This window comes from Acinetobacter sp. WCHAc010034, assembly GCF_001696615.3.
Taxonomy (GTDB): Bacteria; Pseudomonadota; Gammaproteobacteria; order Pseudomonadales; family Moraxellaceae; genus Acinetobacter.
Window position 1 is genome coordinate 735,590 of sequence record NZ_CP032279.1, and the last position, 20,170, is coordinate 755,759.

The 20,170-nt window shown below is 45.2% G+C and carries 25 protein-coding genes; 6 read left to right on the forward strand and 19 right to left on the reverse strand.

The window, feature by feature from the left end; translation table 11 throughout:
* Position 1: 1 nt before the first annotated feature.
* On the forward strand, positions 2-256 hold the full coding sequence (locus tag BEN74_RS05020) for a YfhL family 4Fe-4S dicluster ferredoxin (RefSeq protein WP_068911263.1): 255 nt from the start codon (positions 2-4) through the stop codon (positions 254-256).
* A gap of 179 nt (positions 257-435) precedes the next feature.
* Here the strand turns inward: BEN74_RS05020 and BEN74_RS05025 are convergent, their stop codons facing one another.
* Entirely contained in the window at positions 436-849 is a 414-nt protein-coding gene (locus BEN74_RS05025; RefSeq protein WP_228200395.1) for a carboxymuconolactone decarboxylase family protein, read from the reverse strand.
* A gap of 24 nt (positions 850-873) precedes the next feature.
* Between BEN74_RS05025 and BEN74_RS05030 the strand changes: the two genes are divergently transcribed.
* A complete protein-coding gene (locus BEN74_RS05030; RefSeq protein WP_068911261.1) occupies positions 874-1,809 on the forward strand; it encodes an AraC family transcriptional regulator in 936 nt (311 codons plus the stop codon).
* Positions 1,810-2,019: 210 nt separating this feature from the next.
* Here BEN74_RS05030 and ahpF read toward each other — a convergent pair whose 3' ends face one another.
* The 4 genes from ahpF to BEN74_RS05050 form a co-directional block, all read right to left on the reverse strand.
* Positions 2,020-3,585, reverse strand: a complete 1,566-nt coding sequence (gene ahpF, locus BEN74_RS05035; protein ID WP_068911260.1) for an alkyl hydroperoxide reductase subunit F — start codon at positions 3,583-3,585, stop codon at positions 2,020-2,022.
* A gap of 222 nt (positions 3,586-3,807) precedes the next feature.
* Positions 3,808-4,725 (reverse strand): hypothetical protein, encoded by a 918-nt coding sequence (locus BEN74_RS05040; RefSeq protein WP_068911259.1) that lies wholly within the window; start codon positions 4,723-4,725, stop codon positions 3,808-3,810.
* A gap of 54 nt (positions 4,726-4,779) precedes the next feature.
* On the reverse strand, positions 4,780-5,913 hold the full coding sequence (locus BEN74_RS05045) for a toxic anion resistance protein (RefSeq protein WP_068911258.1): 1,134 nt from the start codon (positions 5,911-5,913) through the stop codon (positions 4,780-4,782).
* A 17-nt stretch (positions 5,914-5,930) separates the two neighbouring features.
* Positions 5,931-6,719, reverse strand: coding sequence for a tellurium resistance protein (locus BEN74_RS05050; RefSeq protein WP_068911257.1), 789 nt, complete (start codon positions 6,717-6,719; stop codon positions 5,931-5,933).
* A gap of 76 nt (positions 6,720-6,795) precedes the next feature.
* Between BEN74_RS05050 and BEN74_RS19795 the strand changes: the two genes are divergently transcribed.
* Positions 6,796-6,924: a hypothetical protein gene (locus tag BEN74_RS19795; RefSeq protein ID WP_265936580.1), complete on the forward strand. Its 129-nt coding sequence runs from the start codon at positions 6,796-6,798 to the stop codon at positions 6,922-6,924.
* An 86-nt stretch (positions 6,925-7,010) separates the two neighbouring features.
* On the opposite strand, the gene rnk is transcribed toward BEN74_RS19795, so the two are convergent.
* From rnk to BEN74_RS05070, 3 genes are all read right to left on the reverse strand, one after another.
* The gene (rnk, locus tag BEN74_RS05055; protein ID WP_068911256.1) at positions 7,011-7,415 is read right to left on the reverse strand and encodes a nucleoside diphosphate kinase regulator; all 405 of its coding nucleotides are present in this window, start codon (positions 7,413-7,415) and stop codon (positions 7,011-7,013) included.
* A gap of 161 nt (positions 7,416-7,576) precedes the next feature.
* Positions 7,577-8,830, reverse strand: a complete 1,254-nt coding sequence (gene glyA, locus BEN74_RS05060; RefSeq protein ID WP_068911255.1) for a serine hydroxymethyltransferase — start codon at positions 8,828-8,830, stop codon at positions 7,577-7,579.
* A gap of 156 nt (positions 8,831-8,986) precedes the next feature.
* Positions 8,987-10,282, reverse strand: a complete 1,296-nt coding sequence (locus BEN74_RS05070) for an alpha/beta hydrolase family protein (RefSeq protein ID WP_068911254.1) — start codon at positions 10,280-10,282, stop codon at positions 8,987-8,989.
* A 351-nt stretch (positions 10,283-10,633) separates the two neighbouring features.
* Between BEN74_RS05070 and BEN74_RS05075 the strand changes: the two genes are divergently transcribed.
* The 3 genes from BEN74_RS05075 (at position 10,634) to BEN74_RS05085 (ending at position 12,641) form a co-directional block, all read left to right on the forward strand.
* Positions 10,634-11,332, forward strand: a complete 699-nt coding sequence (locus BEN74_RS05075; RefSeq protein ID WP_068911344.1) for a DNA polymerase III subunit epsilon — start codon at positions 10,634-10,636, stop codon at positions 11,330-11,332.
* 85 nt (positions 11,333-11,417) lie between these two features.
* Positions 11,418-12,047 (forward strand): hypothetical protein, encoded by a 630-nt coding sequence (locus BEN74_RS05080; RefSeq protein WP_068911253.1) that lies wholly within the window; start codon positions 11,418-11,420, stop codon positions 12,045-12,047.
* Positions 12,048-12,275: 228 nt separating this feature from the next.
* A complete protein-coding gene (locus BEN74_RS05085) occupies positions 12,276-12,641 on the forward strand; it encodes a hypothetical protein (RefSeq protein WP_068911252.1) in 366 nt (121 codons plus the stop codon).
* A 172-nt stretch (positions 12,642-12,813) separates the two neighbouring features.
* On the opposite strand, the gene BEN74_RS05090 is transcribed toward BEN74_RS05085, so the two are convergent.
* The 11 genes from BEN74_RS05090 to BEN74_RS05135 form a co-directional block, all read right to left on the reverse strand.
* Positions 12,814-13,020, reverse strand: coding sequence for a hypothetical protein (locus BEN74_RS05090; protein WP_068911342.1), 207 nt, complete (start codon positions 13,018-13,020; stop codon positions 12,814-12,816).
* A gap of 662 nt (positions 13,021-13,682) precedes the next feature.
* The gene (locus tag BEN74_RS05095; protein WP_068911251.1) at positions 13,683-14,351 is read right to left on the reverse strand and encodes a hypothetical protein; all 669 of its coding nucleotides are present in this window, start codon (positions 14,349-14,351) and stop codon (positions 13,683-13,685) included.
* 704 nt (positions 14,352-15,055) lie between these two features.
* Entirely contained in the window at positions 15,056-16,216 is a 1,161-nt protein-coding gene (locus BEN74_RS05100) for a tyrosine-type recombinase/integrase (RefSeq protein WP_068911250.1), read from the reverse strand.
* Positions 16,217-16,304: 88 nt separating this feature from the next.
* Entirely contained in the window at positions 16,305-17,045 is a 741-nt protein-coding gene (locus BEN74_RS05105; RefSeq protein WP_068911249.1) for a 3'-5' exonuclease, read from the reverse strand.
* Positions 17,042-17,404, reverse strand: a complete 363-nt coding sequence (locus tag BEN74_RS05110; protein WP_068911248.1) for a DUF551 domain-containing protein — start codon at positions 17,402-17,404, stop codon at positions 17,042-17,044. Before BEN74_RS05110 ends, BEN74_RS05105 begins: the two co-directional genes overlap by 4 nt.
* Positions 17,404-18,099, reverse strand: a complete 696-nt coding sequence (locus BEN74_RS05115) for a hypothetical protein (protein WP_068911247.1) — start codon at positions 18,097-18,099, stop codon at positions 17,404-17,406. Before BEN74_RS05115 ends, BEN74_RS05110 begins: the two co-directional genes overlap by 1 nt.
* 3 nt (positions 18,100-18,102) lie before the next feature.
* Positions 18,103-18,417, reverse strand: a complete 315-nt coding sequence (locus tag BEN74_RS05120) for a hypothetical protein (protein ID WP_068911246.1) — start codon at positions 18,415-18,417, stop codon at positions 18,103-18,105.
* A gap of 3 nt (positions 18,418-18,420) precedes the next feature.
* Positions 18,421-18,939 (reverse strand): hypothetical protein, encoded by a 519-nt coding sequence (locus BEN74_RS05125; protein ID WP_068911245.1) that lies wholly within the window; start codon positions 18,937-18,939, stop codon positions 18,421-18,423.
* A complete protein-coding gene (locus tag BEN74_RS05130) occupies positions 18,936-19,430 on the reverse strand; it encodes a hypothetical protein (RefSeq protein WP_068911244.1) in 495 nt (164 codons plus the stop codon). The genes BEN74_RS05125 and BEN74_RS05130 overlap by 4 nt, the downstream gene beginning before the upstream one ends.
* Before the next feature lie 2 nt (positions 19,431-19,432).
* Positions 19,433-19,687: a hypothetical protein gene (locus tag BEN74_RS19310; protein ID WP_162898140.1), complete on the reverse strand. Its 255-nt coding sequence runs from the start codon at positions 19,685-19,687 to the stop codon at positions 19,433-19,435.
* 67 nt (positions 19,688-19,754) lie between these two features.
* Complete coding sequence (locus BEN74_RS05135; RefSeq protein WP_228200396.1) at positions 19,755-20,168, reverse strand: hypothetical protein; 414 nt, start codon at positions 20,166-20,168, stop codon at positions 19,755-19,757.
* Positions 20,169-20,170: the final 2 nt, after the last annotated feature.

A 20,170-nucleotide genomic window follows, 5' to 3' on the forward strand; every position in this document is an offset into this window, starting at 1 on the left:
TATGGCCTTGCGTATTACACAGCAGTGCATCAATTGCGACATGTGCCTGCCGGAATGCCCGAATGAAGCGATTTTTGAAGGCGCAAAAGTCTATGAAATTGAGGCAGCGCGCTGCACGGAATGCGTGGGCTTTTATGAGCAGCCAACCTGCATGGCGGTCTGCCCGATTGACTGCATTGAGCTGCATCCTGAACACAGTGAAACGCAGGAGCAGCTGATGCGGAAATTTGAAGGATTGAACTTATTCAGCAAATAACCTTGGGGAAGGCTGATAAGAGGAACGGAGCTTTGCTCGAAGTTCCCGCAGAACAAAAACAATGCAAAATAACAGAATTGACACGCTGTGTCGGGAAAAAGCCAAAGCAGCTGGGGATGCTTTGGCTTTTTCTTTATTTAACATCTATCAGTGATAAATTTTCAAAACATCCTGACAGACTATTCCGGCTTCTGCACTTCACATGCCTCTAATGCGCGCAATGCAAATGTATACGCCGCTCCAGCATTCAGCGAAATAGCTGTTGCTAATGCTCCCGCCACTTCCGATTCGGTTGCGCCTGCCTGCATGGCAGCCTCTGCATGTACAGAAATGCAGCTTTCACAGCGTGTAGTAATAGCGACCGCCAAAGAAATTAATTCACGTGTTTTCAGATCTAAACTTTCTGCCGCAGCCGCATCACCTAACGCTTGATAAGCCTGAAGCATTTTTGGATGCTTTTTCCCTAAGCTGCCGAATGATTTTTTAACGTGCCGAGTATGCTCTTTCCAATCTTTAAACATTGCGTTCATCTCTTTGAATTGATAGCTTAGTATTGCAATTTTTAGATAACCATTCTCAACCAAAAATATCATTCAGCACTTAAAAAGTATCATCCCATGTTAGATCAACTAATTGAACTTGCTCAAATTCAAGGCGGCATAGACACTGAATGCCGATTTGGCGGCACATGGCAATACTCAACCCCATTAATGCAAAATACTGCAGTCATCCATATTGCCCGCTCTGGACAAGGCTGGTTATACCTCAAGCATAAGAAAATCAAAGTTAAAACAGGAGATGTGCTGTTTTTCCCGCATGGTTCAGCTCATCAGTTAATCCATTTTCAGGAAAATACAGACCAGATATCGTTTCAAGAAGAAACATTCAGCGCGCCCGCTGAAATTGAAAGCATCAAACAGGCTTCAGGATTAACGCTTAAAACCAATCATATGCAGCAGCAAAATCTTAATCTATTTTGCGCGCATTTTAGCTATGCAAAGCACGCGGATTTATTTATTCAATTACCTGATCTGGTTCAGCTTAATATTAAACAGTTATTGCTTGAACCTTTATTAAACTTGCTTGAACAGGAAACTATTCAAGAAATTGGGCAAATCAAAGTAATTAATGCGCTGTCTGAAGTTTTGTTGGTTTATATTTTCCGCAGCTTTTTAAATCAGCAGTCGCAATCTTCTCAAGAAATCAGTGCCATTCCTCGGCTCATTGAATGGAACAGTTCCAAATTGAACCGGCTGATTCATGCCATATTGCAGTTTCCGGAATCTAAATGGAGTTTAGATGATATGAGTCAATTCCTGCATTGTTCAAGAATTCAGTTAATTCGCATTTTTAAAAAGGATTTAAATATTACGCCGCATGCATTTTTATTAAAGATCCGCTTGCAGCATGCCGCCTTACAGCTAAAAATAAGCCACCTGCCTATTTACAATATTGCCTTAAACCTCGGCTTTCAATCTGAAACTCATTTTGGACGAGTTTTTAAACAGCATTACGGCATGACGCCTCATCTGTATCGCAACACCACCCAGTAATTACAATTGAGCGCGTTTTTAGAATAAGCTTTTTACAGATCAAAAAATAATTTTACTTCCGGGTTAAATAAAAAAGGAGCTTCGGTGTTAGCACCCAAAGCTCCTATAAAACGGAAATATACCGAGATATTAAAATCGGCTTTTATATGCTAACTAAAGTGCGTACACCTTAGTTTGCGGGTCTGGATCTGCAGTGATCCGCAGCCGAAATTACTGCCCTGAACGGATGATGTAGTCAAACGCCGACAGCGATGCTTTCGCGCCTTCACCGGTGGCAATGATGATCTGCTTGTACGGCACAGTGGTGCAGTCGCCGGCAGCGAATACGCCCTTCACATTGGTTTCATTGCGCTCGTTAATCACAATCTCGCCGCGGCCAGTCAGTTCAACTTTAGATGCTTTCAGGAAGTCGGTATTCGGCAGCAGGCCAATCTGCACAAAGATCCCTGCCAGTTCAACTGTGTGTTCTGCATCCGTTGCGCGGTCTTTGTATTTCAGCGCTGTAACTTGCGAACCGTCACCCACCACTTCTGTAGACAATGCATTCAGGATCACCGTGGTGTTCGGCAGGCTGTACAGCTTGTCCTGCAGCACCTGATCCGCGCGCAATTTAGTATCAAATTCAACTAAAGTGACATGCTCCACAATGCCGGCAAGATCAATGGCTGCTTCCACGCCGGAGTTGCCGCCGCCAATTACCGCTACGCGCTTGCCTTTGAACAGCGGGCCGTCACAGTGCGGGCAGTAAGCCACGCCGCGGGTTTTGTATTCTTTCTCGCCCGGGACATTCATCTCCCTCCAGCGCGCGCCGGTCGAAAGAATCACGGTTTTCGATTCCAGCTTCGCGCCGTTTTCCAGCGTGACTTCAACCAGGCCATTGGCGGTTTCATCCGCGCCTTTGATTTCAGATACGCGCTGCAGGTTCATGATGTCTACGCCGTATTCACGCACATGCGCTTCCATTTCGGCAGCGAATTTCGGACCTTGGGTCTTCTGAATTGAAGTGTAGTTTTCAATGTCCATGGTGTCCATGACCTGACCGCCCATGCGCTCCGCCACGATGCCGGTTTTAATGCCTTTGCGCGCAGCATAGATGGCAGAGGTATTGCCTGCCGGGCCGCCGCCAATCACCAGCACATCAAAAGCTTCTTTAGCATTCAGCTTTTCCGCGTCTTTGGCTGCGGCGTTGCTGTCCAGCTTGGCGACAATTTCTTCCAGCGTCATGCGGCCCTGGCCGATATGCTCGCCGTCCTGAAATACCATCGGCACCGCCATGATTTTGCGCTCTTCCACTTCGTCCTGGAAAAATGCGCCGTCAATCATGGTTGCTGTCGCGCCCGGGTTGTAGATGGCGATCAGGTTCAGCGCCTGCACCACGTCCGGACAGTTGTGGCAGCTTAAAGAAACGAATACATCAAAATCCGCCGTCAGGTTCAGGCCTTTGATTTGCGCCAGAATTTCATCAGACACTTTCGGCGCGTAGCCGGAAACCTGCAGCAGCGCCAAAATCAGCGAGGTGAACTCATGGCCCATCGGCAGGCCGGCAAAGTTGACCCGCGGCTGCTCGCCGGCTTTGGCGATGCCGAAGCTCGGCGCGCGCTTATTTGTGCCGTCAAAGCGCGCAGTCACCAAATCCGACAGGGCTGCGATTTCAGTCACCAGCTCCTTAATTTGAGCTGATTTGTCCGAAGCATCCAACGACGCCACAATTTCAATCGGGCTTTCCAGACGCTGCAAAAGTGTTTTAAGTTGTGCGGAAGTATTTTGATCCAGCATTACTGAGGCCTCCAAAGGAGCAAGTATTTATTTGATAAGGTGAGAATAGGCTATTTTCATAAATAGGTAAAACAGTTTGTTTTTATAACAACAATCGAAATATTAGATTATTAGTAAAAAACAAACTGAATAACAATAGTTTATATATATGGCCTTATTCGGTGAATGCAAGAATCTTTCCTTAAAAACATGACAAATCATGCTTCGGCAGTGCTAAAACGCCTATCTGATGCGCTGTTCAATCCGCACCGCGCGGCTTTTGATCCGCGCTGACAGAGTAAACAGCGTCAGGCTGATCACGGCAGCAATTGCAATAATCGCCAGCAGAGCCCAGTAAGCCGCGCGGTTCAGCAATTCGGCTTGCGTGGCCTGCTTGCTGACGCTTTGCGCCATGGGCGTCAGGGTTTGGCCGAACAGCTGATTCTGCATTGTCCACAGCTGCTCAGGCTTAAAGCCGTAATCCAGAAAATCCGGATCATTTTTTTCCGCCTTGATTAAGGCCTGCACCTGAGGAATGGCCGCCGCCCGGTCAGCGGGATGATGCAGCAGCGCAGTCTGCGCCAGCAGATAAGACTTGACCGGCGCATCAAGCTGCGCATCCGCCAAATAGCGCGCAATTTCACTGTCCTGTATGTTTTTATCATACTGCACAATCTGCTGATAGGCTTCGTACTGGTCGCTTTTCAAGTCATGCTGCGCATAGCTTAGGCCTGACCAGATGACAATGAAAGCCAGCAGCCAGCCGACAAATTTCAGCACAAAAGACTGAAAGCGGAGATAGAAAAACCTGAATTTCCGCAGCAGGTAAACCGCAAAAAATGCCCCGAAGAATGAAGCGAACAGCTTTAAAAACAGCCAGCCGAACCAGGACAGCAGGCTGATGAAATAATCCGACTGCTGTCCCAGCGACGCCAGATTGGCATCGGCGCTGGCCGGCATATGCAGCTGTTCAACCTGCAGGGTCAGGCCAAAAAAGCTGTAGACGAAATCCTGCAGCGCAAACAGCCCAATCACTGAGGCCGTCAGCACGGCGCTGGACGCCACAGCCAGCAGCATCAAATTGCGCTGGCGCTTTTTCAGCGCCTGCAGGCCTGTTTCCAGCTGCTGCGGATTGACAGCATATTCATCTAAGGGAGGCAAATCGCTTCTCCTGAACGGCATATAAGGGGCCTCCCCAAGCGCAGCAGCACCGGCTTAGTTCGGCTTCGGCCCGCTTGAGCTGGACTCAAGCACCAAATGATTCAAATTATCCTGAAGCGCGCGCAGGCGCTGCGCGGCTTCTGCGCGCTTCTGCACCCCTTCTTTCTGAATCTGCAGCACATCATTAACGGTATTAATGAGGGTGTTCTGCACATGTTCAAGCGTTTCAATATCAATAACCGAGCGCTGATTGGCTCTGGCGGTATCCACCGAGTTCTGATGCAGCAGGTCTGCATTGCGCTTCAACAGCTCATTGGTCGCGTCATCAATGGTATTGGCCAGCTGCACGCTGTTCTTCTGCTCCTGCAGCGAAATCGCCAGGCTGATCTGATTTTTCCACGCCGGCAGGGTAATGTTTTTAATGGCGTAGAACTTGTCCACCAGCATCAAGTTATTGGACTGGATAATCCGGATCATCGGCAGTGTCTGCATCGCGGACTGCTGCAGCACCTGCAGGTCGCTGACGCGCTTTTCCAGATTATTGGCCAGATGGTTCAGGTCATAAATTTTCTGCGTGGTGTTCTGATCCTGCTCCTGCGCCGCAAGGCGTGAAATTTCCTGCTGAATTTCCTGCTCTTTAATTTTTCCGGCGGCAATATAAATCCCCAGCTGCTTGTACTCTTCCTGCACGCCGCTGAACATTTTATCCAACGTGCTGACGCGGGACTTCAAGCCGTTCTGCGAGCTTTCAATTTCCTTCACCAAAGCGTCAATCTGCTCTTTGGTGGTATTGAAATGCTGATCAAAACTCTGCTTCGCGCCCTTAAATTTGCTGAGAATGCTGCCGAAAAAGCCGGAATTCTGCGATTTATTTAAAATGCTACTGGTATTCAGCTGCTGCGCCACCTGCACCACCTGATTCAGCTTCTGCCCCGCCGCGTCCAGATCTTTGTTCTGCACCAGGCTCAGCAACTCATCGGTATAACCGGAGGTTTTAGACGCAATATTTTTGCCGTATTCCGCAACTGAATTGTGGCTGATTTCGGCCAATTCCTTGCGCGCAGCCATCACCTCATTAAAGTCTGCAGGCTGCAGGCCTATCGCCTGCAAATCCAGCTGCTGGAATTTCTGCTCCGCCAGCGCTGCCGCGGCTTCTGCGGGCAAATCGGTTCGTTGTGGATCGGTCATAGCTCACCTTGTACTGATTATGGTTTAGAGGGCTTCTCTAATGATTTTCTTAACGTTTTAATTAAATTTTCGCGGCTGCTGTCCAGCTTTTCCAGCGACGCGTCCGGGCCATTTTTCTGGCTTTGCTGCACATGATACTGCCATGCCGGAATAAGCACCTGCTGCGCTTCCTTGAAGCGGTCCAGCAGCGCAAAGGACAGCTGCTGGCTCAGCTGCATTTGCGTAATGGCAATGTCATTGCTGGCCTGCAGGGTTCTTAAACTGTGGATTTTTTTCGACAGGCGTTCTGCAAAATTATCCAGCGGATGCTGCTGCGCAAAGCCGGGATATTCATGCAGGAATTCTTCCGCAGCCACGATATAGCGCGCCATCTGCCCGCGCAGGCCCTGCAGCTGCGCAAAGCGCGCCTGAGATTTCTGAATTTCTATCTGCAGGCGCTGGCTGAGCTGATTGGCGCGGTCTAAATGCCTGTCCAGATTTTTATAATATTCAACCTGGCTGGAGCCGAACTCCAGATCAATGCCCAGCCATTTCTGCAGGGCGTTGAATTTGCGCTGCTTCAGGTACTTTTTAGATTCGGATAATGTCTGAATCAGCTGCTCAATGCTTTGGCTCAGCTGCTGCGTCAGCTTCGGGTCTATGCCATGCAGCAGCGCGGACTGCGCCTGAATCAGCGCATCGGCATAATGATTCAGCCTGTATTGATCATTCAGCAAGGGCACCAGCTCATTGCGCTTAATCGGCAGCAGATCTGCCGGATCAACCGCAATCTCGTTTAGCGGAACCAGAACGTCAACTTGGGGCATACAGAATTAAACTCAATAAAATCATTTTTATACTACGTCTTTTATAGCAAAGTTCATGTAGATTTTTGCAAAAATCATGAGAAATAATTTACGTGGATGCCGCGGCCCGAATGGCGAAATTATACGGCGCATCATCATCCGTCTGACCTTTGCATTTTCCACCTTTATGCTGGGCTATTTAGATAAAATTTTTAAGCGTGTCTAGTCCTAAAATAGCCGAGCGGCAAAAACAGCAAAGCCCCTTTCATCACCGGGGCTTTGCAAAACTATGCGCATGCGTCATTGCAGGAATTACAGATAATTCCCTTCACGCTCCGGCTGATACAGGACTTTTTCAATCCGCACTTTCATGGTGTGGCCATCCGGCTGCGGCCATTCAATTTCCTGCCCTTCAGACAGCCCAAGGATCGCAGCGCCCACCGGCGCAAGCACATTGACCTGGCCTTTACCGCCGCGGAACTCATGCGGATAAACCAAAGTAATTTCCATCGGCTCAACCGCTGGGGCAATGGTGATTAAAACCGTGGCATTCATGCTGACGACATTGGCAGGCACATCCTTTGGCGCAACCACTTCGGCGCGGGCCAGCTCTTCTTCTAAATGCTCCATGGTCGGCGTCAATTTAGACTGGTGTTCCAGCATTGTTTCCAAGCGGTGCAGGTCCTGCTCAGAAAGAATGATATTCGGTTTAGTCATCTATTTAATTCCTTTGCATCTTTATCAAGTCAAATCAACAGGAAGATTTATTCTTGTTATTACGGTAATTCTGTTATATCAGAATTTAGCCGTATTGAATAATATGTATTTTTTAAGGCTATAAAAAAAGCCCCCTTGAGGGGGCCTTTCTCAAGCAAAGCTTATTTTGCGTAAACCGGGAATTTAGCGCATACAGCCTCAACTTTCGCTTTTACCGCGTTGATTACCGCTTCGTCGCCTTTCGCATCCAGAATGTCTGCAATCCAGCCAGCCAAGTCACGCACTTCAGCTTCGCCAAAACCGCGGGTTGTCACTGCAGGCGTACCGATGCGGATGCCTGAAGTTACAAACGGAGAACGCGGGTCATTCGGCACGGCATTTTTGTTCACAGTAATGTGCGCAGCGCCCAGCCATGCATCGGCTTCTTTACCAGTCACTTCCTGCTTGATTAAAGACAGCAGGAACAGGTGGTTTTCAGTGCCGCCGGATACAACATCATAGCCGCGCGCGATTAATACTTCAGCCATCGCTTTCGCATTAACCACAACTTGTTTTTGATATTCTTTGTATTCAGGCGCCATCGCTTCTTTAAAGCAGATGGCTTTAGCCGCAATAGCGTGAACTAATGGGCCGCCTTGGTTGCCCGGGAATACTGCAGACTGCAGTTTTTTCTCGATTTCTTCGTTGGCTTTCGCAAGGATTAAGCCTGAACGCGGGCCGCGCAGCGTTTTATGAGTCGTTGTAGTTGTAACGTCAGCAATTTGCACTGGGCTTGGGTAAACGCCAGCAGCCACTAGGCCAGCAACGTGAGCCATATCTACAAACAGGTAAGCGCCAACTTTGTCCGCGATGTCGCGGAAACGCTGCCAGTCAACCACTTGGCTGTATGCAGAGAAACCGGCAACGATCATGCGCGGCTTGTGCTCTACAGCTAAACGCTCAACTTCTTCATAGTCAATTTCGCCAGTTTCAGGGTTTAAGCCGTACTGAATCGCGTTGTATGTTTTGCCTGAGAAGCTGACTTTAGCGCCGTGAGTCAAATGGCCGCCATGCGCCAAGCTCATGCCTAATACTGTGTCGCCCGGGTTAAGCAGCGCCAGGTAAACCGCTGAGTTTGCCTGTGAGCCGGCATGCGGCTGAACGTTTGCATAGTCAGCGCCGAAAAGCGCTTTAGCACGGTCAATTGCCAATTGTTCAATTACGTCTACGTATTCGCAGCCGCCGTAATAGCGTTTGCCTGGGTAGCCTTCTGCATATTTGTTAGTGAGTTTTGATCCTTGCGCTTCCATAACCGCTGGAGAGCAATAGTTTTCAGATGCAATCAACTCAATGTGCGCTTCTTGGCGGGCATCTTCGTTAGAGATTGCTTGAGCTAATTCCGGATCAAATTCAGCAATAGAGATATTGGCAAACATTAGCGAGGTCCTATGAATTTAGGGCTTTTAAGCCGTGCTAAGATTGGCGCGTATTGTAGCATGAAGTTTCTAAATGCAGAGAATGAAGTTTTTCAGTTTTAAATAAAAAAAGCTCATGCTTTGCATCAGCATGAGCTTTTTATTCACATCAAATTATTACAGAGGCATCAGAGCTTTGACATCATCTACAATGTTTTCCCAGTTTTCAGTATATGCAGTGCTGTGATCCCACTTTTCATCATCTGGAAGATCCTTATCTGTTTCATAACTGATCTTTGTCCCCCTGCCTTCAGCAGACATTACCAAGAAATCAGTCGCCTGTTTTGGCACTGTCGGATCGGCTGAACCCTGATAAATAAAAATTGGCGTGGTGATTTTGACTTGCAGCGGCTGCGAGTCTTTCGTCAGGAATGCATTGATTTCCGGTACCGCCGTCATAAAGTTAGGTTGAGTGCGCGGATAGCTGTCTAAATTGCCGTTGTCTTGCGCATATTTCCTCATTGCGCCGCCCAGTGTTTTTCCAAGCACGTCATAGCAGTCTGTTTCCGCTTTGACTGCAATTTGGTCTGTAGGTGATTTAAACACTTGGCTATATTGCAAAACAGGGTAAGGATTTTTTAACCCGGCAGTAATTAAAGATGAAAATGTATCCAATGACGCTAAAATTCTGATTTTTTCGCCTAGATCAGTTTCTGCTGCTGCTTTTTGCTCACCGCCAGCCAAAATCAAGCCCAAGTTGGAAGCTGGAGCAACGGCTATCGCGCCTTTATAATTTAGATTTGCCCGTGAAGCGTATTGCGCTGCGCCTAAGGCCGCTTGCCCCCCTTGAGAGTGCCCAACCACCGCCCAGCGCGCTTTAATAATTTTTCCATTTAAATGCTGATTGGCAGCGACAACAGCATCGGTAATTGAATAAGCTTCACTCTTCACATTCAGGAAGGGATGCGGCTCTCTGCCGCTAGGCTCACCTAAGCCCTCATAGTCTGGCGCAACCACGGCGTAGCCAGCTGCCAGCAATTTGGCAATGAAAAATTCGTTGCCGCTGATCTGCTGCCGGCTTGGCGCACACTGATCCGCCACGCCTGTAGTGCCATGTGCCCACGCCACAATTGGCCATCCTCCTTCAGGCGCCGCTCCAGCCGGCCTATAAACCACCGCCGTAGCCAAAGTTTCCTTGCCATTCATGCCCAGCATCTTATACGTCATCAGCGTTTTTTCAGAACTGACTTGCGCAAATATGCCATTCAGCTGAGCCAGCATTTGAGCCTGACCTTCATCAGCAGGATCATCAATTTTAAAAGCATATGCGCCGGTGCTGACGACTGGCTCCTGAAAATCATTCGGCGGATTATCCGGATTAGACACAAAATTGCTGGAATTTTCATCTCCATCGCCACATGCTGTCAATATCAGAGATGCACCCACTAAAACGGCCAATACATGTTTTTTCATAAAGAAGTTCCTTCTCTTTTTATGTTCTAATGATGTTTCCCAATTCATTTAATTACTTTAATTTTCAGTCAAGCACAAGCAGGTTTAGACCAATGGCATAAATGCCGGATTTGCCCAATTGTTAAAATTCATTCAGCTGATTTTCATCACTTTACGTAATTCAGTTCCCGCCCATGCATAGCCGCAAAGCAATCTAGGCAAATAATCTTTTTTCCCTGATCAAAACCAGCATTTGACTTATTTTTTACACAGATAAAGTAAATATTGCCAAAATGGCAGAGTGAGCATTTGTCAGTCAAGTATGGATCATGTAAATTTGAGCGCATTCATCTTTTATTTTTGGAATGGGTCATGCACGCCATTATTCTCGATACAGAAACCCATACTTTAAATGGCCAGCCGATTGAGATTGCATACGCGCCGATTCAAATTGCTGACCATAAAATCACTTTAGACAAATCAAAGCTGTTTGACCAGCTGTACAGCGTAGATGAGCCGATCTCCTATGCCGCCATGGCCGTGCACCATATTCTAGAATCAGATTTAATTGACCAGCCGCACTGTACCGCATTTAAGCTGCCGGAAGACACCGTGTATATTATTGGCCACAATATTGACTATGATATCCGCGCCTTGGAAAAATGCGGCGTAGATTCAGCCAACATTAAAGCCATCTGCACCCTTGCCCTGGCGCGCCTGGTTTGGCCAAATGCCGAAGCGCACAACATTTCCGCGCTCATTTACATGATCAGCAAAGGCAGCGAAAAAGCCCGTGAAATGATCCGCAAAGCGCACCGCGCAGACATGGATATTATTTTGACGGCAAATATTCTGATGCATATTGTTCACCAGCTGAAAATCAACAGCATTGAAGAACTGTATGCAGCCTCTGAAGACGCCCGCATTCCGCGCAGCATTAATTTCGGCAAGCACCGCGGCTCGGCTATTACTGACCTACCGCCTGACTATGTGCAATGGCTGCTGCGTCAGGACGATTTAGATCCCTATCTGCGCAAAGCGCTGGAAAATTCAGCAATTGCTGCCGACTAAACACCGCTTTGTCATAAAACTTTCATTTGAGTGTAATTTTCACACAATATCATGAGCCTTAATTTATTGGGGGAGTAAATTAAGGATGCATACTTTTTATAAAACCGAACTTGGCTTCCGCACGCTCAAACACCGCGAGCTGGATTTGAATGCAAGGCAGCGCCGCCTCCTGCTCCTGATTGGCACTGAAGATTTCAATACGCTGAACAGCATGCTGAAGCAGCGCATTGCGGACCCTGAACTGATTCAGCAGCTGATGGCGCTGGGCCTCATCCAGCAGCAAGAAACTGCCGAAACGCATGCCCCTGCACTGCAGCCAGATGACGAACCGCAGCACGAAATTTTAGGCCAGCCTTCCGAAATTCAAACCACCCTGCAGGCAGCGCCGGCTCAGGTAAGCAGATCCCCAGAACAGGCGGCTGATCAGCATGCTGCCCATGCAGCTTCCCGCTCCCCGGAAAGCCCGGCGCAGCCAGCCGAAGCCTTAGGTTTTGAAGATTTAAAGCATTTTATGATTCAGCACCTGCAGCAGTATTGCGGCCTGATGGCTAAGCTGCTGATTGAAAAAATCAGGCAGTCCGAACAGCTTCCGCAGCTGAAATCCTGCCAAATGCAGTGGATTACCCAGCTGCAGGAATCGCGCATTTTGCCCAAAAACCTCAACACTGCCCTGCAGCAGGTCAATCTCAGCATGCGCATGCTGCAGGGGTCATAATCCCGGCCATTAAGCGTTTTTTCATTGCACCTGATTCAAAAAACAGCTAAGCAATGATGCCTCACTCATGCAGTGAAATTCATAAGACAATAAATTATAAAACTTTTTTAAAAACCTCTTGGCGCAGCGCCATCTTTGACTGCGCCTGCCTGCGGCTTTTCTGCAATAGCCTGCGCTTTGAATTCAGTGCATATATAAAGGCAATATTTTTGAGGCACCGCTCAAGCCATGCAGTATTTTCTGGAATTCGACCCTTTGGATAATCCGATGCATTTAAGCAAAGTCGGCAACTGGATCATCACTTTTTTAAGTCCCAAAGAGGAATTGCCGCACATTCAGCTGGCTATTGCGCATGTTCTGCCGCGCCGAATCTGCGATGGTCTGCAGCCACGGCGCCTGATGATGCGCAGCTGCCCGGTTGCGCATTATTGGGAAATTGAACGCATTGAATGCTTTGACAGCAGCCTGAATCGGGAAATCCTGCTTCAGCCTGAAAGTGCGCAAGCGCAGCAGGCTATTCACGCCATTCTGCAAGATTTTGACCGCTACGGCGTCAGTGTCAATTTCAAAAACAGCCAAGCCGCATCAGCTTAGCGCAGACCGGCGCTGGATAAATATGGCTAGCTTGCCTTATAGACATACCGCTGATTGCCCTCGCGCGCTGCACCAGGAGCAACGGAATTATTTCGCGCCATGCATAATTCCAAAGAAAAAACCCGCCAGATTCGGCAGGTCTTTTCTGCGGACTGCAGCATAGTGAGGCTATTTATGCTTCAACAATTTTATAAATGCTGGCTGAATTTCTGCTTTCAAACAGCAGCTCAATGCTTGGCAGAATCACTTCCCCATCCACCACAATATGTTCAATGCGCCTGAACAGCTCCTGCGTTTCCGGCGCGGCGCGCAGTAAAGCTTTGGCATCCAAAATCTGGCTAAACTGATCCTTAACCTTAATATCAATCATTTTTGTCATAATCATCATCCTGTTTATTTGAATATCATTTTTTATAGCACACGCCTGGCATTACGCCTTCCTAAAAAATGTTAGATTTCATGGCATTGTAATTTTATTTAACCTAAACAGCTGCAGATCAACAAATTAGGGCGTTTTATGTAACCACATGGGAATATAAAATTTTTGCGCATTAAAAAAGCCCGCATCTCTGCGGGCTCTATGTTGGAAGGCTAGTGCTGATTTTTTGTTTGAACTTGGGTTCAGACTCAATTAGCTGTCATTGATCCGTCCAACTGCATCGTAGCGTCTTTATTGTTCGACCTACTGTAGTATCAATATAGGCTTGAAGATTTTTTTTGGCAAGGCTGCTTAACACTTCAGCACATTTGACTAAAATAAATGCAATTGAAATATGCTCAAAAAAGCGGATAATAATTAAGCTTCAGTTTTTCTTTCACTATGCAAAAATAAATGATTGAAAGATAAATATTTTTAATATTGTGTCTGCGTAATTTTGCAGCATATCAAGCAAATCAGCGGGTAAGCGGCTATTTAAAACCCTGCGCTATTCAGCCGCCGCTTTCCGCAATCCAAATGATTCACTGCCATGAAAGCCGGCTGCATCCAAATAAAATGCCCCTTTATTGCTAAAGGGGCATATCAATCAAAATCTGTAAAATCTAAAAATTATAGCGCAGGCCGGCTTTGTAAGTTACGCCATCTATATTCAGATCAGAGCTGTGGCCTGACACGCAAGTGCCCCCAATACAGGCTTTCGCATCCCTATTGAAAAACCATTTATAGCCAACATTTCCGAATAGATCCACATTTGGATTGATTTTGTAGCCAAATTCAAAATTGACCGGCAGCGTTACGTATTCCAGCTCAACCGAAGCGTTGACGCCGTTATTAATGTCGTAGGCGCTTTCATCCAGCCATGCATACCCAACCCCAAGGCCTAAGGCCGCATAGGCGCTGTTGTTTTCAAATGCCCTATACAGCATGCCGATAGAAAACTCATTAAAATCAATATCTGATGCTTCTTGATATTCATATTCGGTGTACAGCCTCACTTTAGCATCCAGCGCAGTCGATGCATTGAGAAACGCCCCGTTAAACCTTTCATCACCGCCAAACTCATCTGAGCCAATCTTTGACCCGGCATAGCCGGCAGCCAAGGAAAACTGATCTGACATATTGCTGTTTTGGGAATAAGACTGGTTTTGATATGGGTTTGCAATAACAGCCCCAGCCGGCAGCATCTCGCCGGGCTGCAGCACCACGGGCTTGCCTGCCATAGTGAATGATGAAATTAAAGGGCAAAGCCCGATTAAAAATATTTTTTTCATTAAATTATCCTCTTGTTATCCAGACAAGATACTAATTTTTGTACAAAAAAACTACTCCAAAGAATAAATAGCGGCCAGTAAAAAGTGATTTCAATCACGGTTCAGAGATTAGAAATATGATGCAGGGATTTGCATTCAGCTGTATTTGTCAGCGTTGAATATGCTTGGCTATTGATATATGCGGTAAATGCCAAAATGAAAAGCGGCCGCCAATTAAAGTTTTGATTGCTTTTGCTTCATTAAAGCAGTGAATAACCCGCTAAAAAATGCAGCTTGGCAAAATCATCAAAGTGACTGAAAAGCTAAAAAACAGCAGGATGCCCCGAAAAATTCGGCGGCTTTTCTAGAAAAGTTTTTGAACTGTACGGAAAGCAGGTAGCTTACTGATCTTATTATATGAAATGGTGCGCTCAGCGGGACTCGAACCCAAGACAATTTTCAATTTTTGCTCATATAATTTAATGATTTAGCGAATTGCATGTTCTGAAATGTGCTTGATATGGGAATGGAATGCATAAAATTTCGCTTTTATGCATATTTTGGCCATCTGCTTTAACGGTGGTGTTTTAAGGTAACTTCTATTGTTCTGGGCTATGTAATTGAATGGAGTAATAAAGTAAGGCACAAAAAAAAGTGCTTAAACAATTAAGCACTTAGACAAGAATGACGATGTAATAAATGGAGTAATAATAAAGTAATTAAAATTACTGGTTAATGTAATTATTGATCTTGGTTAAGTAGTCTGGAATATCTTCAGCAATCAGCTTTCCATAATGCTTATAGATCATTGATGTATCACTATGGCCAAGCTGGTCCGCGATCCATTCCGGTGGTACCTGGCCAGATGATAATAACTGGCTGGCAAAGGTATGTCTGCCCTGGTTAATTCCACGGTACCGGACATTGGCTTTTTTTAAATGCCTGCGCCAGATATAGCGAAGTTCATAGTAATTGAATGGCTCATCGTATTCCTGGTTGATCCAGACAAAATGTAATTTTTCCTGTTTGTGAGTACGGTTATCACGTTGCAATACGCTGACCACCTGGCTATAACGGTTGCCTGTTACAGCATATTGTCTCCGGAGAGCCTGGATTGCTGGCTGCAATAGTTTAATTTCACGTTTTCTGCGTCGGTTTTTGGTGACTTTATACACCCCTTTGACAAAGTTCCTGTTGATCTGAATTGTACCTTTTTCGAGATCTACATCTTCCCAGGCAATGGCGATCTGTTCTGAAATAGAAAGCCCTGTCCAGAACACGCATGGTAGTAAATTTTGAATATCTGAGCTGGATACAGTCCCCAAAATTAAGGAAATCTCTGTTTTAGTGAATGGATCTGGTTCAAGGTTGTCCAGCTGCTTCACCACGATGGTTTCAAACGGGTTATATGGGACTTTATTTTCCTGTCGCCATAAATCATGAATAGAAGCCAAACGTGTGACCACTTCACGTATCGTTTTTGGTGCCAGGTATTCATGCAGTTCATTCACCCATTTTTTAACTGCAGCTGTGTCGATGTCTTTGGGATGGGTTTTGGCCCAGCGTGGGAAAACGTGCTTTTTAATATGGCTGTTATAGCCGTCAAAAGTACTTGGAGCGACTTCCCAGCGGATCATCTCTTTGTATTGGGTGATGTAGTAAGACATTTGGTTCTTTTTCAAATGCTTTGAGTGCGGGAAATGTTTAGCCAGGTTAAATTGGTCCAGTTCAATTTCAAGTTTGATCAGTCCTGCCAGTTTTTTGGCTTTTTCCACATTTTCTGGCGTAAATGGCCAGTCGAGCGTTTCTTTGATTGGTGGTTCATTAGAGATGGGTTTCATCCAGATCCGCATGCTTTTGCCACGGATTTCAAGTCCTGCAGACATAGTTCAACCTACATTTAAGTATTTTAAGATATTGAGAGATATTTTAGAGGAATGCACCTCCGGACGGAGGTGCATTAGAGGTGCGCAATTAGATAAAAGGAAGTTCTTCCTGTTCGTCTATACTGTTTCGTGAAAGTATTTCATTTTCTAATGAAATACGCAGATATTCATCGTCGGTTTTGCCCATTAACCAGTGAATATCCCTGTCATCCATGTCCTTGATTGCCCAACCTTTATATTTTCCATAAAAAATATGGGTTGGGTATCTGGCCATTTCAGAAAATTCATAAAGTTCTTCAAAAGTTTTAAATCCCTTCTCCCGAACAATTTTCAGCAATAGCGAGTAAGTCGTTTTGCAGTCATTGAGTGCTGAATGTGCATTTCGAAGGCCTCGTCGTGTTGCTTTACGATCTGAACCAACAAAATAAGCCAATGCCGTTAAATTGTGGGCTTCTAGTGTTGGCCATAAATATCTGGCCATAGCCAGAGTACAAATTGCCTTGATGCCACTGGTGGCTGTACCCGCACGATTGACTGCTGCAATGTCATAATCAATGTTATGGCCAATCAAATACTGGACATCATCCATTGGCATTTTGAACCTGGTAAATGGCGGGCATTTAATCAAGTCTTCATCGACAATATGATGAACTGCCATTGCTGCCAGGCTGATTTTTTCACTTGGCTTATAGCGTTTGTTGAACTCAAACATGGTCGGCATGATGGGATGAGCCGTACTGTAATCAAAAAATTTAACTTCCATCGCTGCAGCTTCAATGATATCGCCATGTAGCTTATGAGTTTCGGTATCGAAAATTAGAGCTGTCATTGGTTTTGCTCCTTGGACGGATTAAGTAACGGCATCCAATGTGTGATTTCATGCTTAAAATGAGAGTTTATCCAAATACCTTCTCCGCAATATGTAGCGATTTTAAAGTTTGGATCTCCATAAGGTTTTTCATGAGAAAAAGGTCGATAAATTAAGACCTTTTGGCCATGCTCTGGCATACGTTCATTTATATCGATCCATTGCATTATTGATTCAGCCTTAGCTTTCCATGCGCACCATGCATAAGCCATTGTTGAATCATTAAAATCACCATCATCGTTTAATTCAAACATCCATAATGGGCAGCCTAAATTTTTCATGACCTGCTTAAAAGCATTTTTTTCTAATTCAATATCCATCACGCCACCTGCTGATCTTTATGCTGAGCGATTATGTCGTTTACCTTTTTGATGCCTTCGAGTCCGCCTTTACGCATGACCTTTTTCACAAAGTTGAATTCTTTTAGGCAGTTGTAGTCTGTGAAGCCTGTCCAGCAAGTCAGTTTTGCATCGCTCCGAACGCGGTTATAACCTACTGGTACATCTGCCAGTAAAATTTCATTGAGTTCGTCATTTATGCCACGCCAGCGGGTTTTTAAACCATGTCCACGGTCGACCGCTAATTTGCTGCCGAACTTGAACTCGTTAAAATGCATTTTTGGCATTTGGAATTGCACCGGTACAGTCATAACTTCATCCGTTTCCGGATTGTAATAATGACTGTCTACACCCAGGTGCCACTCCTGATCCAAAGGGATCAGAAGGTTTTTAAGGCAGATAATCAGGTCACCATGGTAAACAGAATAAGCCACATGCTCCGGAGTCATTTCTGCATCTTCCAGTTGCTGTTCTTCACGGTATTGATCGACGACTGTATTCACTTCATCGATACAAAAGCTCATGCTGAGCTCATAAGGACCTTGAGCAGCTTGCTGCTGTTTCTGCTGTTTGATTCTTAAACTTTTTGCTACGGTTTTGGATGGCTTTGTTCTAAAACCATTTAGTCCTGCAAATCTTGAAGCTGAAATATTGTCTAAGCTTTCATCGAATAACATGGCTTAACCCTCCACCTGGGCTTGCTGATCCAGTTCACAACGGCATTTACCTATACGAAAATATTCAATCGGTCCTGGCGCATCTTTTGGTGTAAATTCATAACGACGAAGTTCATAAGTTGATTTTCCTGATTTAACTTTAAAATCATCCCCATCTATTTCCATGATTTCACCAGCAAAAGCCTTTTGATTTACGCTTACTCGACCACCGGATAAAGGCTTGTGAGTTTCGATCATGAAATTAATTTCATCACCCACTTTGAAAGAATCAAAATCGGGAAGGATTAAACCGCCACATTTACAGTGATATTTAGACATTGCTTAACCCTCCAATCCTTCTTCGTGTTCTTCTTTAATGCATTCTTCTAAGTGTTTTATGCAGGCTGATTTCGAGTCAAAAGGCCCTTGCCAGCATTCATTGAAGTGAATATCCCATTCAACCAGACCATGTTCTTCAATTCGATCTATTTGAACGGTTCCATAGAATGGAACGTCATGAGCGAACCAATGTTCGTTGTCATCAGTGCCAAATTCTATTTTTGAATTCTGTGCCACCGCTTCCGCTTTATAGACTTCCTCTGCATGCTTGATTAATGCTGCAACTGGTGAGCCTTTCATAAACCATGTTTGACCAATCATGCAGTCATTTTGAAGAGGTAAGTTTTCAAGAGTTTCATGATACTTTTTAATCTCCTCTTGCTTTAACTCCCAGATAGCGTGAGAAATAAATGCATTTCGATCTTCAAGTAACCCATGCTTGTCGATCGTAAAATCAGCATTTTCCTCTCCTACTAATTCTATGTAATGTTCTTTGAATATTGGATCTACTGTATATTTCATGACTGAGCCTCCAAACCTTGCTCTTTACGTGCTTTTTGTTCCTCTCGATCATGAATTTCTTCTGATATTTTTATCGCCTGTTCTGCTGCATGTTTCATATCCGTAGCAAAGATCCAGTCTTGTTGATACCAACCGCCAATCGAACATGACCTAAACTTTCCTTCTTCATTAAATTCAATGTTTCTTGGAATAGCAGACTCAACCAAAAATAAAAACTCAAGGTCACCGCAATAGCGTGCAAGTTGTTGTGCATGTTCTCCATCCCAGTCTCTGTCTGTGTAATCCAAAAAACTCACTATAAGTTCATGAAGTTGTGGATGTGTTTCTAATAAATCATCGGCATTACAATCCAAAGAACTTAAAAAATCTTCAAATTGCTCTGGTACTGAATCGCTTACTGACAGTGTAGGAACATGCAAAATTGCTTCAAATTTGACATTTTTATCGAACATTTGTTCTGCCAGTTCACGCGGAAATTTTTGATTATTCATGATTAAGCTCCTAAAACTGCAGTACTTGGAATATTGGCCAATACAGCCAGCTGACGAATAGACCAGCGTTTACGATGCTCAACGTCATAAGTCGAAAGCGGTACCGAATGTTTAAAATTCGATTGGCGTTTAAACTGGACATGCGGATGGGTCTTTTTCATTTTGAAAAAGTTCGGATGGATCTGATCTGGTGTAAGTACAGCATTTGAAACAGAAGTTTCAGGCTGAACGTTTTGTGGGTTAGAATCGTTTTGCATAATTGCTCTCCGGTGATTGTGTGACACATACAGGAGTGGCCGCTTCTGTATGTGTGCTTGTTAAAAATTAGTGTTTAGAATTTGATTTGAAAATATCTGATTTTTCTCCAAATACTTCATCAAACATATCTTTCAAACTGTTGCCCTTTGAATCTGCTTTGCGCACATGAACCTCAACCGCAGCATCGGATAATGCATCTAGTAAACCTTTTAAGTTTTTAAAAATTTCTGATGAATCAGGGCGTTTAGAACGTTCTGGAAATTCAGGAAGGTTCAACTGATTGTAAAAATCCTCCGCATACGCCCATTGGTGAATCAAATGCTTTTTAACATCACCTTTTCGGGTATGAAATTCATCATGCTTTTCGCAATATTTGACACCAGACATTATTTCCTTATCTGTGAATACAACAACGAGTTCACGGTCTTCTTCCGGCAGTGTTTTAAGACTGTTGAAAATTGGATTTGTTGGATTTTCCATGG